We start from the raw sequence: 12897 nt of genomic DNA, 5'->3' as shown, positions 1-12897 counted from the left end.
ACGAGCTGAAGGAGGACGGTGCACGGCACGGGTGTCGGATCGCGTGCGTCACTCGCTCAGGCCCACGACTCCCCAGCCGCGCCGGGCGCCCTCGGACAGCACGTCACCCCAGTCGGTCAGCAGGCCGGTGAACTCGTCGAAGTCGCCGACCCACCCGCCGGGAGCGGCGGCGTGCTCGTCGAAGGCGCCCCGCAGCCCGCCGAGACGGCGCACGGCCCCCTCCCACCTGGCGGCCAGTTCCCGCACACCGTCGGGCGGATGGGCCAGCAGGAGACCGCGGGTGGCGGCGGGGTCGGCGCCGAAGAACCCCGGTCGCGCGTGTCCGCTCGTCTCGTCCAGCCCTTCGCGGACCAGCCCGAGCAGCAGTGGGTCCAACGCGGTCCGCAGCTGCGGGTCGGCATGGTGACGCACGGACTCCCAGCGCTCCACGGCCCAGAAGTGCGGCTTGAACGAGCCGAGGGTGCCCCGGAACTCGTAGACGGCGAAGGAGGTGCTGTGGCGCCCCCGCGGCCACGCCCAGTCGCCCTCGGGTGTCGGCGCGTCGTCGTCCCGGAGTCCCGTCTCGTCGGCGTACCAGGCCTCCCGCAGTCGAGGCAGCCGCTCCCTCGGCGGGACGCCGCCAAGACATGCCCAGTCGGCGATCAGCACGGTGATGTCCAGCCCCATGCACGCGAGCGTACCGAGGGCGTGAGCCGTGGTACGGGACGGTGTGCCACCGTCTGGGACGGGCCGCCCGGTCGGGGTCGTCAGTGCAGGGTGCGCGGTCGGAGGACCATGAGCGGCCCGTCCGCGCTCGCCACCATGGCGAAGGGGAAGCGGTCGATCTCGAGGCAGAGGGCCACGTCATCGGCGTGTGCTCCCCTGCGCACGCCCGCGGTCAGCTCGGCGGCGGCACGCGAAGCGGCGGCGCGGCGGAGGAAGTCCGCGGCATCCGCCTCCGCCCCGGCGGTCCGGTGGGCGATGTACTGCGCGCACGCCAGGTCCTCGTCGGCCCGCCCGTCCTCGCCCGTGATCACGAACGTGACGCTGTCCGACCCGGACGACCGCAGGAGCGACGCCGTCGCCTCGGCCACCACGAACGCGGTGCACAGCACCAGCGGCGCGTCCTTGACCGCGAGGGCCCCGACCGTCCCGGCCGTGGTCTTCTGTACGACGGTCCGCCCGGCGAGGTCGAAGGAGCGCAGCAGGCCGGGTGAGTTGACGGCGTCGAACCCGGGCGCGGGCGGACCGTCCTTGATCGCCACCCACTCCGGATGCCGGGCCTTGAGCACCAGGGCCTCGTCCAACGACCCGGCGAGAACGATCTTCTCCGCCCCCAGGGCGAAGGCCCAGGCAGCCACGGTGAACGCACGCATGACGTCCACCACGACCGCCACCTGCGGGGTCTCGACCACCTCGTGGATGGCTGCACAGCGAGTGTCCACGGGCCGATGATCGCGTACCCGGTGACGGACCGCCATCCCTTTGCCGGCAGCGCGGAACGGAAGCTCCCGTCCATGGAGACGGAGGTACGAGCCTCCTCGCAGGGCCCCGTCCTCACCAGGGCCGGCTCCACCCTCCACCACCGCGAGCCCGAGGGCCTGGCGGTCTGCCGCACCGACGCCGGTGAGGCGCGCCTCTTCATCGGCTTCACCACCGGCGCGGAGGGCGACCGGCGTTCCAGCATCTTCTACAAGGAGGCGCTGGTCTGAGCAGTGCGTGACCGTCGGCCTCCCGTCGGCCGCCGGGGCCTCGCGCACCGCACCCGACGTGGAGGTGTCGCCCCGCACCCGATTCGGGCTCCCGGTCTTTACTGTGACGTCACTCACCGGGACAGTGCTGAGTGCCGGCGGGGGTGTCGCTCCGTATCCCCCACGACGGCGGAGCCAGGGATGCGAGGATGAGCCGCCATGCATGCTGGGTGGTGTTCGCGCACGACGAGGGCCGCGGTGTTCGCGGCCGTCTGCGTGCTGCTCGCCACCCTGGGCCACGTCCTGATGTCGGGCGCCTCGGTGCCCTGGTGGGCCCTGGCCCCCGCGACGGCGGTGACCGGGACCGCCGCGTGGGCCCTGGCCGGCCGCGAGCGCGGCCCGATGCTCGTCTCCTCGGTCGCCGTGGCCGCCCAGACCGCCCTGCACGCCTGGTTCTCGTACGCGCAGGAGTGGATGGTGCCGGTCGCCGTCCCGACGCCGTCCGCCTCCCTCGGAGCCATGGCCGACGGCACCCCTCCCACGGACCACACGGCGCACATGGCGCACATGGGGCATGCCCTGCACTCCATGGCACAGGGCGCCTCCACCACGGGCGCGACGGATGTCGCGGACTCCCTGGCAGGCATGGGCCACACCATGGGCGGGATGTCGTCCACGGGCATGACGGCCGCCCACCTGCTGGCCGCACTGCTGAGCGGCGTGTGGCTCGCGCACGGTGAACGCGCGGCCTTCCGCGTCCTGCGGGCCGTCGCCGGATGGCTGGCCGCCCCCCTGCGGCTGGGCCTCGCCCTGCCTGGGCTCCCGCACCGGCCCCGCCTCCTCGCCCGGCGTGGCCGCCCGGCACGGAGGCCGCGCCGGCTCCTCCTCGTGTACGCGATCACCTCTCGGGGCCCTCCTGCGGAGACCGCTGTCGCCTGAGACAGCCGGCTCCCCGACACCGCCACGGCGCAGCGCGCCCGGGCGGCTCGGGCGGCGGGCGTACGCCGCCGTGCGCGGACCCGCCCGCCACTCCCACACCGCCACCGGATCCGCACCGCGTCGCCCGCGGCCGGATCCGGGTGCCGGACACCCGCGTCCCGGGCGTCCGGCCTCCCGAGAAGGACACCAGGTGATCAGTCCTGCCCTGCCCGAGACGAGCGATATGACGGCACGGATCCCGCGCGGCCGCGGCGCGAGGACGTCCGCCGACGCATCGACCACATCCTGGGCGCTCGCCGCCCGCGACGGTGACAGGGAGGCCGTGGAGCACTTCGTCCGCGCCCTCCACCGCGACGTACGGCACTTCGTCACCTACCTCGGCGTGGATCCCCAGACCGCCGACGACCTGGCCCAGGACACCTTCCTGCGGGCCCTCGGCAGCCTGCACCGCTTCGAGGGCCGCTCCTCCGCCCGGACCTGGCTGCTGTCCATCGCCCGGCGCGCGGTCGTCGACAGCTACCGGCACGCCTCCGCCCGGCCGCGCCTCGCCGACACCGACGACTGGCAGACCCTCGCCGAATGCGCGCAGGAACGCGGTCTGCCGGGCTTCGACGACGGCATCGCGCTCGGCGACCTGCTGGCGGCACTGCCCCACGAGCGCCGCGAGGCGTTCGTCCTCACCCAACTCGTCGGTCTCCCCTACGCGGAGGCGGCCGCGCTCAGCGGCTGCCCGGTCGGCACCGTCCGGTCCCGCGTCGCCCGGGCCCGCGCCTCCCTGATGCGGGCCTTGCACGAGGCGGAGCGGACCGAGCCGTTGGGCGCCACCGCCTGACAGACCCCGAGACGCCCCCGGCGACGCCCCGCAGGCCTACTGCGGGGCGGGAAAGGCCTGTTCGGTCCAGATCGTCTTGCCGGTGCCGGAGTAGCGCGTCCCCCACCGCTGGACGAGCTGGGCGACGATGAACAGGCCCCGCCCGCCCTCGTCGTCCGCGCTGCTGTGGCGCAGGTGCGGTGACGTGTGGCCGGTGTCGGCGACCTCGCACAGCAGGGTGCGGTCCCGGATGAGGCGCACCCGTACCGGCCCGGCGGCATGCCTGACCGCGTTGGTCACCAGCTCACTGACGACCAGTTCGGTCGTGAACGACAGTTCCTCCAGTCCCCACCGGTCCAGTTGCCCGGTGGCCAGGTCCCTGAAGCGGCCCGCGGTGACCGGTTCGGCGGGCAGCTCCCACTCGACGACCTGCGAGGTGCCCAGTTCGCGGGTGCGGACGAGCAGCAGTGCGGTGTCGTGCCGTCGAGCCGCTGGGGAGGAGTTCCGCCACGGCCCGGTCGCACAGCTCCTCCAAGGACGCGTGCCGGTCATTGAGCACCCGCCCCAACGTGGTCAGGCCGTGGTCGATGTCGTGGTCGCGCGCTTCGACCAGGCCGTCCGTGAAGAGGGCGAGCAGGCTGCCCACGGGCAGTTCGATCTCCGCCGACTCGAACGGCAGGCCGCCGAGACCGAGGGGCGGACCGGCCGGCAGCTCCGGGAAGGACGGCCGGCCGTCCGGATCGACGACCGCCGGCGGCAGGTGCCCCGCCCGGGTCATGACACACCGGCGCGACACCGGATCGTAGACCGAGTGCAGACAGGTCGCCCCGTGGTCACGTCCAGGGCGCGGTGCGCGTGCCTCGTGACCCGCCGACCGGCCGGAACGGGCGCCCCGGCCGGTCGGACGATGTTCCTCCCCGGCCGTGGGAGCACTGTGTCCCCACCCCGTACTCCGTTCTGACGGCGTCGGTCGAGGACCGGGGAGGGGGCCTGATCCGACGGGGTGGGGAGCGTCGTGCCGGGCCAGACGTGTAACAGGGATGTCTTGGGGAGGAGGCGGGCGGAACGGGCAGGCGGGCCGGACGGCTCTTGGTGGTCACAAGCGCCCACCGGACCGACAAGTGCGGAGCGGGCGGCATCCCCACGCGACTGAGGAAGAACCCATGCGCGTTCGCAAGCTCACCTTCACCGCCCTGGTCGTCGCCGCGGGTCTCTCGCTCACGGCGTGCAACGGCGATGACGGCACGACGCAGGGCGACGGACCGGCCGTGTCCTCCGCGTCCTCCGGGTCTTCGTCGGGCGGCGGCTCCGACTCGGGCTCCTCGGACCAGGGAGAGGGCAAGGACTCCGCCGGCGAGGGCTCGGGCGGGCGGCAGACGGACGCCGGGAGCGGCTCGGACGCCGGCACGGGCAAGTGCCGCACCGACGAGCTGGAGGTCACCGCCACGGACGCCATCATCGACGGCGACCCCGAGGGGTCGGTCGCGGTCACGTTCAGGAACGGCGGCGGCCGGGACTGCGCCCTGGCCGGCTACGCGGGCGTCGACCTGAAGACCGGCGAAGGGGAACTGTCCGCCGAGCGCAGTGGTCAGAAGGCCGACTCCATGGTCCTCAGGGAAGGCGCGGCGGTCTCCTTCGGCATCACCTACCCGCTCAACGACACGGGCGGCTCCGGCGTCGGCATTACCGGGCTCGTCGTGACACCGCCCGACGAGACGAAGTCCGTCACCCTCGCCTGGCCCGGCGCCGCCACCCTGCCCGTCACCGACGGCTCCGGCACGCCCGTACGCGTCGGCCCGATGGGCAGCGCGGGCCAGGGCGGGGCGAACTGACCCGCCACGTCGCCGGCGACGCCGCGTGCCGCACCGAGGTTGCCGCCGACGTGATCCGTGTCAGGCGTCGGCCAGGAGGGGATCGTAGGGGGTGCTCGTGCGGCGCCCCGACATGAAGGACAGGAAGTCGGCGACGAACGCGCTCCGGCCGCAGGTGCCGTCGGCGGTGGCCAGGTCGCGGTGGAAGGCGGTGCGGAAGAGGGCCCGGTACTCGTCGGCGTCGATGGTTCCGCTGCCGTCCTTGTCGGTGACGTCGAAAAGGACCTCGGCGGCGCGGATGAGTGCCGGCCCGGCCAGGGAGGGCACGGCGGCGGCGTACTCGCCTGCGCTCACGCGGCCGTCGCCGTCCGTGTCGAGGGCGGCCTGCAACTCGCGCCACCAGGCGGCGAAGGCGTCGTAGAGGCGGGTCTCCTCGGGTTCGTCCAGGTCGAGGCGGGTGGCCAGTTCGCGGGCCATGGCCGCGAGGTCCGGCCAGTCCAGGTGGCCGTCGCCCGTCTGGTCCAGCACCTCCCGGAAGAAGTCCTCCGCCGCACGCCGTCCCTCTCCCGTGCCGCCCGGCGAGGAGGCTGTCGCCTGGTCAGGTTCGGAGGAGACTTCGCCGCCCAGCGGTGACAGGAGACGGAGCAGGGCCGCCGCGCGCCTCATGCGGGAGCGCAGTGCGGCCACGGTCCGGGCGCGGGGGTCGTCACTGCCGGGGGAGAGGGAGAGGACCTCGATGATGCTCTCCGCGTTGATCCAGCCCTGCGGCAGGAAGCGGGCGAGCCCGGCGGCCAGGTAGGCCCCCTGCATGAGGGCCGGCGCACCGGGCAGCTCCGGCAGACCGGCCCGGCGCCGGTACGGCTCGGGAAGCGAGGCGACGGTGATCGCCCCCAGCAGCGGGCCGACGACGCTGCGACCGGCCGCCCACAGGGCCGGTGCCCCGTCCAGCAGCGCCGGGGCGGGCAGGTGGTCGAAGAGGCGGTAGAGGATGACGCGGGCCGCCTCGGTGTTCTCCAGTTCGTTCTCGACGACTCCGTCGAAGTACCGCCAGAAGCCGCCCAGGTCCTCGGGAAGGGCGGTGGCGTCGCCGTCCAGCGCGGCGAGGAAGGCGCGGTACTCGGCGTACATCCGCTCCATCGTGTCCTGGCCGAGCGGCTGGCCGCTCATCCGGCACATGGTGACCGCGCTCTCGAAGAGCGTGGCGACCACCCAGGCCCGGGCGGCCCGGTCCGTCGCGTCGTAGGGGCGGTCGCGGGCATCGGAGCCGCTCATCCGGGCGTGCAGCCGGTTGAGCCGGGCCGCCTCCCGTTCCCGTACCGCCGCGTCCGCGCCGAACATGCGCCGCATGCTCAGGAAGGTGTTGCGCAGTCGGCGCCAGGGATGCGCGAGGAACGTGGAGTGGTCGACGAGGGCGGCGCCGATCTGCGGGTGCGCGGCCTCCAGCACGGTGGCGCGGATCATGGCCAGTGCCCAGCGCGGATCGTCGAAGAAGGAACCGAACGCGGATTCCGGCCCGAACAGGGGCGCCTCGCTGGCCGTTGTCGTGGTGTCGCTCATCGGGAAGGGTCTCCGTCCGTCGCGGCCGGCACGCCACCGAAGCGGCGGTCACGGCACCGGTAGGTGTGCAGGCAGCCGAGGAAGTCAGCGGCCCGGAAGTCCGGCCAGAGCACCTCGGGGAAGACCCACTCGGCGTAGGCGACCTGCCAGAGCATGAAGTTGGAGATGCGCTGCTCTCCGGAGGTGCGGATGACCAGATCCACATCGGGGGTGTCGGGGAAGGGCAGGTGGTCCGCGAACAGCCGCTCGGTCACCTCATCGGCGGGCGTCCCGCTGCGGATCAGCGACCGCGCGGCCTCCACGATGTCCCGGCGCCCCCCGTGGTCGAAGGCGACGGTCAGCGTCATCCCCCGGTTGTCGGCCGTCAGGGTCGTCAGGTCGTCGAAATCCCGGGTCAGTTCGCGGGGGATACGCGGGTCCGCGACGCCCAGGAACCGGCAGCGGATGCCACGGGCCAGCAGCAGCGGCGCGTGCTTGCGCACGACCCTGCGCACCAGCCGCATCAGGAACGCGATCTCGGGTCCGGGGCGGTTCCAGTTCTCGGTGGAGAAGGCGTACAGGCTGAGCCACTCGACACCGGCGGCCCGGGCCGCCTCGATGGTGTCGATGACCGTGGTCTCCGCGGCCCGGTGCCCAGCGGTGCGGGGAAGCGAACGCCGTTGCGCCCACCGTCCGTTGCCGTCCATCACGCAGGCCACGTGCCGTGGCACGCCGCGCACCGGGCGCCCCTCCCGCCGCTGCCCGTCGAGCCCGTCACCGTCCGCCCGTTCACCCGGCCGCGCCGACGCGGCCGTGCGTGCCCGCGGAACACCGCGGTCTTCCCCCTGCGGCCCCGTCTCGTCCGCAGCACCATGATCGATGGCAGCCTGATTGGTCACGCCCACCCCGTCTTGCCCGATCCCACACCCCGGCCAGAGCCTCGCCTGCGGCAGTCTGACAGTGTGAAAGGGGCCCTGACCGGCCGAAGACGGGACCGTCACCCTTGGCTCGTACGTTCGGATGTGGCAGAGGGTGACGCCTTCCCCCGCCTCCGGCCCGGCGCCGACACCCCCGGCGCGCGCCCCGCCCTCACTCCGACTCGAGGCCCCACCGGCGTGCCAGCGTGTCGTACGTGTACTGGGGGAGGCCCTCGATGGCGCTGGTGCGGAACGGGCGTCCGTCGTCGTCGATGCGCACCGTGCCGGTGCGACCCTGCGAGGACCAGTCCAGCTCCAGGTACCAGCGGCAGTCGCAGGTACTGGTCCCGGCGGTGACCAGCAGCACCTCGGGGTCCCGCGCCGAGACGCGGTAGGGCATGTGCACGGCCGGGATCGGCGTGCCGGAGTCGTTTCCGGCGACCGCGCGGGCCAGGGGGCGGTCCTTGTCCAGGTCCACGGCGAAGTACCGCGGAGTGACCGCGCCGCCACAACCCTGGTCCATGGCGTAGGCGTTGCCCTCGGCCGGAGCCGTTCGGCCCACCACGCGCACCCGCAGCGCCTCCAGTACGACGGCCGTGTCGCTGCGCCCCTGCACCGAGAGCCGCACGAGCGTCTCGCCGCCGTGCACGGCGCTCTGCGTCGCCGCCCAGGGCGCCGCGTCCTGCGGGGCCGGGGGAGGGGGGACCTGGCTGGGCGGTTTGGCGATGACGTAGTCGTGACCGCAACCGAGCTTCCAGGCCTGGGAGTCGACGGACCAGGTGAGCGGTGGTTCGGCGGGCTGCTCGCCGGGCGGGGCGGATGCCGCACCGGGTGGGCGGGAGGCGTCCTGCTGCTCCTTCGCGGTGGCGGAGGCCGAGGGCCGCTCGGAGGCGGGGGTGCCGCTCGGACCGGGCGAGGCGCCCCGTCGCTCAGGCGCCCCGGCCCCCGCCGCAGCGGACGCCGCAGTGCCGGACGCCGTACCGGACGCCGACGTCGTGGCGGCGACCTGCGAGGGCCCACTGCCGGACGCCGGCCGGCCCTCCGGCAGCGCGGACAGCGCCCCGAGTGTCGCGAGCACGGCCGACACGGAGGCCAGCCCGGCCACGAGACGCCTACGGCGATACCAGGGGCGGCGCGAGGACGCGGGCGCGCTCTGCGGTGCGCCGGGTGCGCCGGGTTCGCCGGGTTCGCAGGGTGCGACCGGTGAGGGCGGCTCGGGCGGTGCGGGTGCCCCGTGCTGTTCGGGCGCAGGGGCCGTATCGGTGGCCGGCCCGCCACCCGCTCCCGGCGCCGCGTCCACTCGGGCGCTTCCCTCCACCGCTGTCTCCGCCGTGTCCACCGCAGGGTCCGCAGTGCCGGCTCCGCCCGCAGCGCCGGCGACCGCCTCCGGGGCCACGGCGTGCACCGTGCTCGGCGCCGCCCCCGCCGCACGGGGCCGGCGGCGGGCCGCCACCGCCAGGAGCCAACGGCGGTGCAGCTCCAGACGCTGCTGCGAACTCGCCCCGCACAGGGCCGCGAAGCGTTCCACCGGGGCGAAGTCGAGCGGCACCGCGTCGCCCGCGCAATAGCGGTGCAGCGTCGAGGTGTTCATCCCCAGACGGCGGGCCAACGAGCCGTAACTGCGGTCCGTCCGCTCCTTCAGCGCTCGCAGCAGCGCCGCGAACTCCGCCACCGCGTCGATGCCGTCGCCGCCGTCCTGTGCCGACACAAGGCCTCCCTGTCCCCTCACGACCCCGCCCGGGCCCGGGACCCCGTCCCAGGCACCCCATAGACCTGCACGTCAGACGGGCTGGGATGGTTCCACCGTGTCCGGTCGGCCGTCGGCTGTTGCGCTCGGCCGCTGTGACCGCTGATGCTTCGGGTACCGCACCGGCCAGGCCCGGGCCGACCAGCCGGCCTCGCCGCGGCATCCACGTCCACGCACCCATTCACGGGGGAACACCCATGTCTCTGCGCATCCGAACGAGCGCTCTCACCGCACTCGCCGTCGCCGCCCTCGCGGCGGGCACGGTCCTGACGGCACCGGCCGCCGGCGCCGCGCCGACGACCGTCGAGCCGAAGGCCGTCGCAGTCAAGCCGAAGGCCGCCGCGCCCAAGTTCCTGTCGGCCTCCCAGCTGCCGCCGCACCCGACGTCGTCCTGGAGCGCCGGCCCGGTCACCGAAGGATTCCCGGAGGCACTCGGCGGCTGCGTGAGCACGGAGGGCGTGCCCTCCTACGACTACCGGCACCGGCAGTTCTGGACCGAACTGGACACCAACGCCGTGCAGCTGACCGTAGTGACGGGTACGGCCGCCCAGGCCAAGGCCCTGGCGAAGCACTACGACGACCTGATCCGCACCTGCGCCGACCGCATCGAGGAGGCCTCGCCCGACGTCGAGGCCGAAGGCCGGGACTACGGCACGCTGCCGGTCGAGGAGGGCGCCCGCGTCCGCGGCCTGCACACCGAGACGTCCTGGGGCGCCAACGACGTCTCCCTGCTGTCGGTCGGGCGGGACGGCAGGACCGTCACCGTCGTCGGCTGGGGCCAGATGGGCGACTTCCGGAGCGCGCCGGTGACCGCCTTCAAGAAGACCACGACCACGGCCGTCAACAAGCTGTACTGACCGGTCCGCCACCGCACAGCCAGGGGCCGTCCTTTCGCCACGGGGGTCGAAAGGACGGCCCCGTCCCACCCACGCCCTCACGGAAAGGGTCGGTGAGACAGCGCGGCACCGGAGACGGGGTTCGGTACGCCCGCCGCTTCCGCTACTCAGTGATACCGTATAGCGGTATTCGGTATCACGCAGTACCGGCAGGGCTGAGGAGCACCCGAGATGGACGACCTGACGGAGATGCTGAAGGGCACGCTCGAAGGCTGCGTGCTCGAGATCATCGGCAGCGAGGAAACCTACGGGTACGCCATCACTCGCCGGCTGAACGAGCTCGGCTTCGCCGACGTCGTCGAAGGCACGGTGTACACGATCCTGCTGAGGCTGGAGAGGAACGGGCTCGTCCAGGTGACGAAGCGGCCGTCCGGGGTCGGCCCGCCGCGCAAGTTCTACGCGCTCAACGACGCCGGACGCGAGGAACGCGCACGGTTCTGGACGAAGTGGCAGTACCTCTCCACACGCATCGACAGGCTCAAGAAGGGCGGGAGATGAACTTCTGGGAGAAGGCGACAGGGAGCGATCTCACCAGGGACTGGAAGGCGTTCGGAGCCCGGGTCGCGGAGCTGCCGGACGACCACCGGGCGGCGTGGGACCAGATCGTCGCCCACCTCTTCCCCTACGGGGACTTCACCGGCCGCAACCTGACCCCGCTCCTCGACTCCGCCCTGGGGCTGCTCGAAGTGTCGGCGGCGGACGGGCAGAGCGTCCACGAGGTTCTCGGCGACGACATCCAGGGCTTCTGCACGGCGCTGGCCGGCGGAGCGGGGGCCCGGACCCATCGCGACCGGTGGCGCGAGCAGCTGAACCGCAACGTCGCACGGAAACTGAGCCGGCTGGGAGGCTGACGTGAGCGTCCAGGACATCGTCGCAGGCAAGAAGCAGTGGCGGGCGCACGTCACCCGCGTCAAGGCACTCCCGCCGGACTACCGGATCGTCTACGGGGAGATGCAGAAGTACCTGTTCAAGGTCGGACCGGTCAGCCTGTCCGACGGGCCCCTGCTCCCGCAGATCGTCGACTTCTTCGAGGAGGGAGCCGCCGCCGGCCAGGGAGTCCTTGAACTCATCGGAACCGACGTCGCCGCGTTCTGCGACGACCTGATCAAGGACGTTCCCACCCACGCGGACGCCTACCAGGCATCCCTCGGCGGAAGACCCGGCGAAGCCGGGAAGTGACAGCCATCGGACCGGTTCACGACGCTGGATCAGCCGATCCCGTATCCGGCCGAGCGCAGAACAGCCAGCGCCCGATCACGACGCCGTTCGGGCACAAGTACCAGGTCGGCGTGGTAGGTCGAGGAGGCGAACACCGGGATCGCGGCGCGCGCCAACGGTGCGATGACGGCGGCCAGCAGGCCCGGCTCGTCGAGTCCGTGGTTCGGATCGGCGTCGTAGAGTGCGATCCAGCGATCGGCCGGGGACACCGAACCGTCCGCAGGACGGATCACCGTCAGTCCTTCCGGCGCTCGTACCTGGGCGAGCCAGTCGTCGCCGCCCGGCTCGCCGCCCTCGGGACGGTGTTCCAGGGTCAGGACCGCGTCCAGCACCCGGAGTCGGCGCGTCGGGCGGACCGGCTCCCGGGCGAGGTCGGCGACGAAGGCCACGCGGTCGAGTCCGGGGCCGTCGTAGTCCCGCCGGGTGGGCGCGGCGACGAACCCGAGGCGGGCGTGGAAGGCCTGCGAGGCGGCGTTCTGAGGGCTGGTGATGCAGTGGACATACCGGCGGTCGTGAGTCCGTGCCAGGGCGAAGAAGGCACGGTAGAGGGCGCGTCCGATCCCCAGTCCGCGCTGCGCCGGGTCGACGCCCACGAAGTGCACATAGGCGACGTCCGGTTCGGTCTGTGAGAAGAAGCCGACGAGGAACGCGGCGAGTTCTCCGTCCGAGCGCTCGATGACGAAACTGGTGGTGGTGAAGTGCTGGAAGTACAGGTGCGGAAGCAGCAGCGCGCGTTCGACCGAACCTGCCTCGCCCTTGAGCCCGCCCCACCACCTGTCCAGCACGGCCAGCACCCGCAGGTGATCGTCGGCCCTGGGGTGCCGGGCGGTGAGTCCCGCAGGAAGGTCGTTGATCACCCGCGCAGTGTAGGGGCACGGCAAAAGGACCGTGCCGACATCCAGTAACTGGACACGTGACGTGGCCTTTTCACCCGCTACCCACCCCGAACGCCCGCATCCCACCGCGGCCTCGACTGCCACGACAGCACTCCGTCCCCGTGCGGCGCCCTCGGACTCAACGATTCCGCCGGCCCTCGACTGCGGCCGGGCAGGCGAAGGGCGGGACCCGGTACGCGGCCGATACCGCGTCGGAAGAAGCGGGCTCGCACCCGCGGTGTCCGCCCCGGCCGGGGGGAGCCTCTGGGGCAAGTGGCCGGGGCGGCGGAGACCGCGGGGGGACGGTCCTCGCCTGCTCTTCCGGCGCTCCGGCCCGGGCGGAGGCGGACCCTGCGCGTGATCACCCCTGCGGGTGACGCGCCGACTCCGGGACGACATCCGGTGCGCGCCGACCGACCCCGTCGGCGAGTGCGGGGCCGGGCGTAGCAGTGGTGACGCGGGGGCGCTCCACCGGTC

14 protein-coding genes and 1 pseudogene are annotated in these 12897 nt (G+C 73.2%); 8 read left to right on the top strand and 7 right to left on the bottom strand.

The features are described 5' to 3' along the window. Positions 1-48 precede the first annotated feature (48 nt). Both AC07FV_RS16735 and AC07FV_RS16730 read right to left on the bottom strand, forming a co-directional pair. A complete protein-coding gene (locus tag AC07FV_RS16735) occupies positions 49-666 on the bottom strand; it encodes a hypothetical protein (RefSeq protein ID WP_479087930.1) in 618 nt (205 codons plus the stop codon). Between the two features lie 80 nt (positions 667-746). Then, positions 747-1424: a 2-phosphosulfolactate phosphatase gene (locus tag AC07FV_RS16730; protein WP_479087929.1), complete on the bottom strand. Its 678-nt coding sequence runs from the start codon at positions 1422-1424 to the stop codon at positions 747-749. Between the two features lie 72 nt (positions 1425-1496). On the opposite strand from AC07FV_RS16730, the gene AC07FV_RS16725 reads away from it, so the two are divergent. The 3 genes from AC07FV_RS16725 (at position 1497) to AC07FV_RS16715 (ending at position 3441) form a co-directional block, all read left to right on the top strand. After that, on the top strand, positions 1497-1691 hold the full coding sequence (locus AC07FV_RS16725; RefSeq protein WP_479087927.1) for a hypothetical protein: 195 nt from the start codon (positions 1497-1499) through the stop codon (positions 1689-1691). 198 nt (positions 1692-1889) lie between these two features. After that, complete coding sequence (locus tag AC07FV_RS16720) at positions 1890-2609, top strand: hypothetical protein (RefSeq protein WP_479087926.1); 720 nt, start codon at positions 1890-1892, stop codon at positions 2607-2609. 190 nt (positions 2610-2799) lie between these two features. Continuing rightward, on the top strand, positions 2800-3441 hold the full coding sequence (locus tag AC07FV_RS16715; RefSeq protein WP_479087925.1) for a sigma-70 family RNA polymerase sigma factor: 642 nt from the start codon (positions 2800-2802) through the stop codon (positions 3439-3441). Between the two features lie 36 nt (positions 3442-3477). Here AC07FV_RS16715 and AC07FV_RS16710 read toward each other — a convergent pair. Further along, a pseudogene (locus AC07FV_RS16710) lies at positions 3478-4249 on the bottom strand (SpoIIE family protein phosphatase); the annotation flags it as partial. Positions 4250-4583: 334 nt separating this feature from the next. Between AC07FV_RS16710 and AC07FV_RS16705 the strand changes: the two are divergent. Next, entirely contained in the window at positions 4584-5252 is a 669-nt protein-coding gene (locus tag AC07FV_RS16705) for a DUF4232 domain-containing protein (RefSeq protein WP_479087924.1), read from the top strand. Between the two features lie 60 nt (positions 5253-5312). On the opposite strand, the gene AC07FV_RS16700 is transcribed toward AC07FV_RS16705, so the two are convergent. The 3 genes from AC07FV_RS16700 to AC07FV_RS16690 form a co-directional block, all read right to left on the bottom strand. Next, a complete protein-coding gene (locus tag AC07FV_RS16700; RefSeq protein ID WP_479087923.1) occupies positions 5313-6788 on the bottom strand; it encodes an oxygenase MpaB family protein in 1476 nt (491 codons plus the stop codon). Continuing rightward, positions 6785-7507, bottom strand: coding sequence for a polyprenyl diphosphate synthase (gene uppS, locus AC07FV_RS16695; protein ID WP_479087922.1), 723 nt, complete (start codon positions 7505-7507; stop codon positions 6785-6787). Before uppS ends, AC07FV_RS16700 begins: the two co-directional genes overlap by 4 nt. 349 nt (positions 7508-7856) lie before the next feature. Next, positions 7857-9392: a helix-turn-helix domain-containing protein gene (locus AC07FV_RS16690; RefSeq protein WP_479087921.1), complete on the bottom strand. Its 1536-nt coding sequence runs from the start codon at positions 9390-9392 to the stop codon at positions 7857-7859. Positions 9393-9628: 236 nt separating this feature from the next. Between AC07FV_RS16690 and AC07FV_RS16685 the strand changes: the two genes are divergently transcribed. The 4 genes from AC07FV_RS16685 to AC07FV_RS16670 all read left to right on the top strand — a co-directional run bounded on the left by AC07FV_RS16685 (position 9629) and on the right by AC07FV_RS16670 (position 11506). After that, positions 9629-10288 carry a hypothetical protein gene (locus AC07FV_RS16685; protein WP_479087920.1) on the top strand — a complete coding sequence of 220 codons (660 nt, stop codon included), beginning with the start codon at positions 9629-9631 and terminating at the stop codon, positions 10286-10288. Between the two features lie 210 nt (positions 10289-10498). Continuing rightward, positions 10499-10825, top strand: coding sequence for a PadR family transcriptional regulator (locus AC07FV_RS16680; protein WP_479087919.1), 327 nt, complete (start codon positions 10499-10501; stop codon positions 10823-10825). Next, positions 10822-11178: a DUF1048 domain-containing protein gene (locus AC07FV_RS16675; RefSeq protein ID WP_479087918.1), complete on the top strand. Its 357-nt coding sequence runs from the start codon at positions 10822-10824 to the stop codon at positions 11176-11178. Before AC07FV_RS16680 ends, AC07FV_RS16675 begins: the two co-directional genes overlap by 4 nt. A gap of 1 nt (position 11179) precedes the next feature. After that, a complete protein-coding gene (locus AC07FV_RS16670; protein ID WP_479087917.1) occupies positions 11180-11506 on the top strand; it encodes a DUF1048 domain-containing protein in 327 nt (108 codons plus the stop codon). A 29-nt stretch (positions 11507-11535) separates the two neighbouring features. On the opposite strand, the gene AC07FV_RS16665 is transcribed toward AC07FV_RS16670, so the two are convergent. Beyond that, positions 11536-12402 carry a GNAT family N-acetyltransferase gene (locus tag AC07FV_RS16665; protein WP_479087916.1) on the bottom strand — a complete coding sequence of 289 codons (867 nt, stop codon included), beginning with the start codon at positions 12400-12402 and terminating at the stop codon, positions 11536-11538. Positions 12403-12897: the final 495 nt, after the last annotated feature.

This window comes from Streptomyces sp. NPDC045956 (assembly GCF_056430705.1).
The sequence above is the reverse complement of the archived record's forward strand: the minus strand, read 5'-3'. Positions and strand labels throughout refer to the sequence as shown.

Coding starts and splice junctions, on each gene's coding strand:
- AC07FV_RS16735 (WP_479087930.1), bottom strand. CDS start 666: ATGGGGCTGGACATCACCGTGCTGATCGCCGACTGGGCATGTCTTGGC.
- AC07FV_RS16725 (WP_479087927.1), top strand. CDS start 1,497: ATGGAGACGGAGGTACGAGCCTCCTCGCAGGGCCCCGTCCTCACCAGG.
- AC07FV_RS16720 (WP_479087926.1), top strand. CDS start 1,890: ATGCATGCTGGGTGGTGTTCGCGCACGACGAGGGCCGCGGTGTTCGCG.
- AC07FV_RS16705 (WP_479087924.1), top strand. CDS start 4,584: ATGCGCGTTCGCAAGCTCACCTTCACCGCCCTGGTCGTCGCCGCGGGT.
- AC07FV_RS16700 (WP_479087923.1), bottom strand. CDS start 6,788: ATGAGCGACACCACGACAACGGCCAGCGAGGCGCCCCTGTTCGGGCCG.
- AC07FV_RS16685 (WP_479087920.1), top strand. CDS start 9,629: ATGTCTCTGCGCATCCGAACGAGCGCTCTCACCGCACTCGCCGTCGCC.
- AC07FV_RS16680 (WP_479087919.1), top strand. CDS start 10,499: ATGGACGACCTGACGGAGATGCTGAAGGGCACGCTCGAAGGCTGCGTG.
- AC07FV_RS16675 (WP_479087918.1), top strand. CDS start 10,822: ATGAACTTCTGGGAGAAGGCGACAGGGAGCGATCTCACCAGGGACTGG.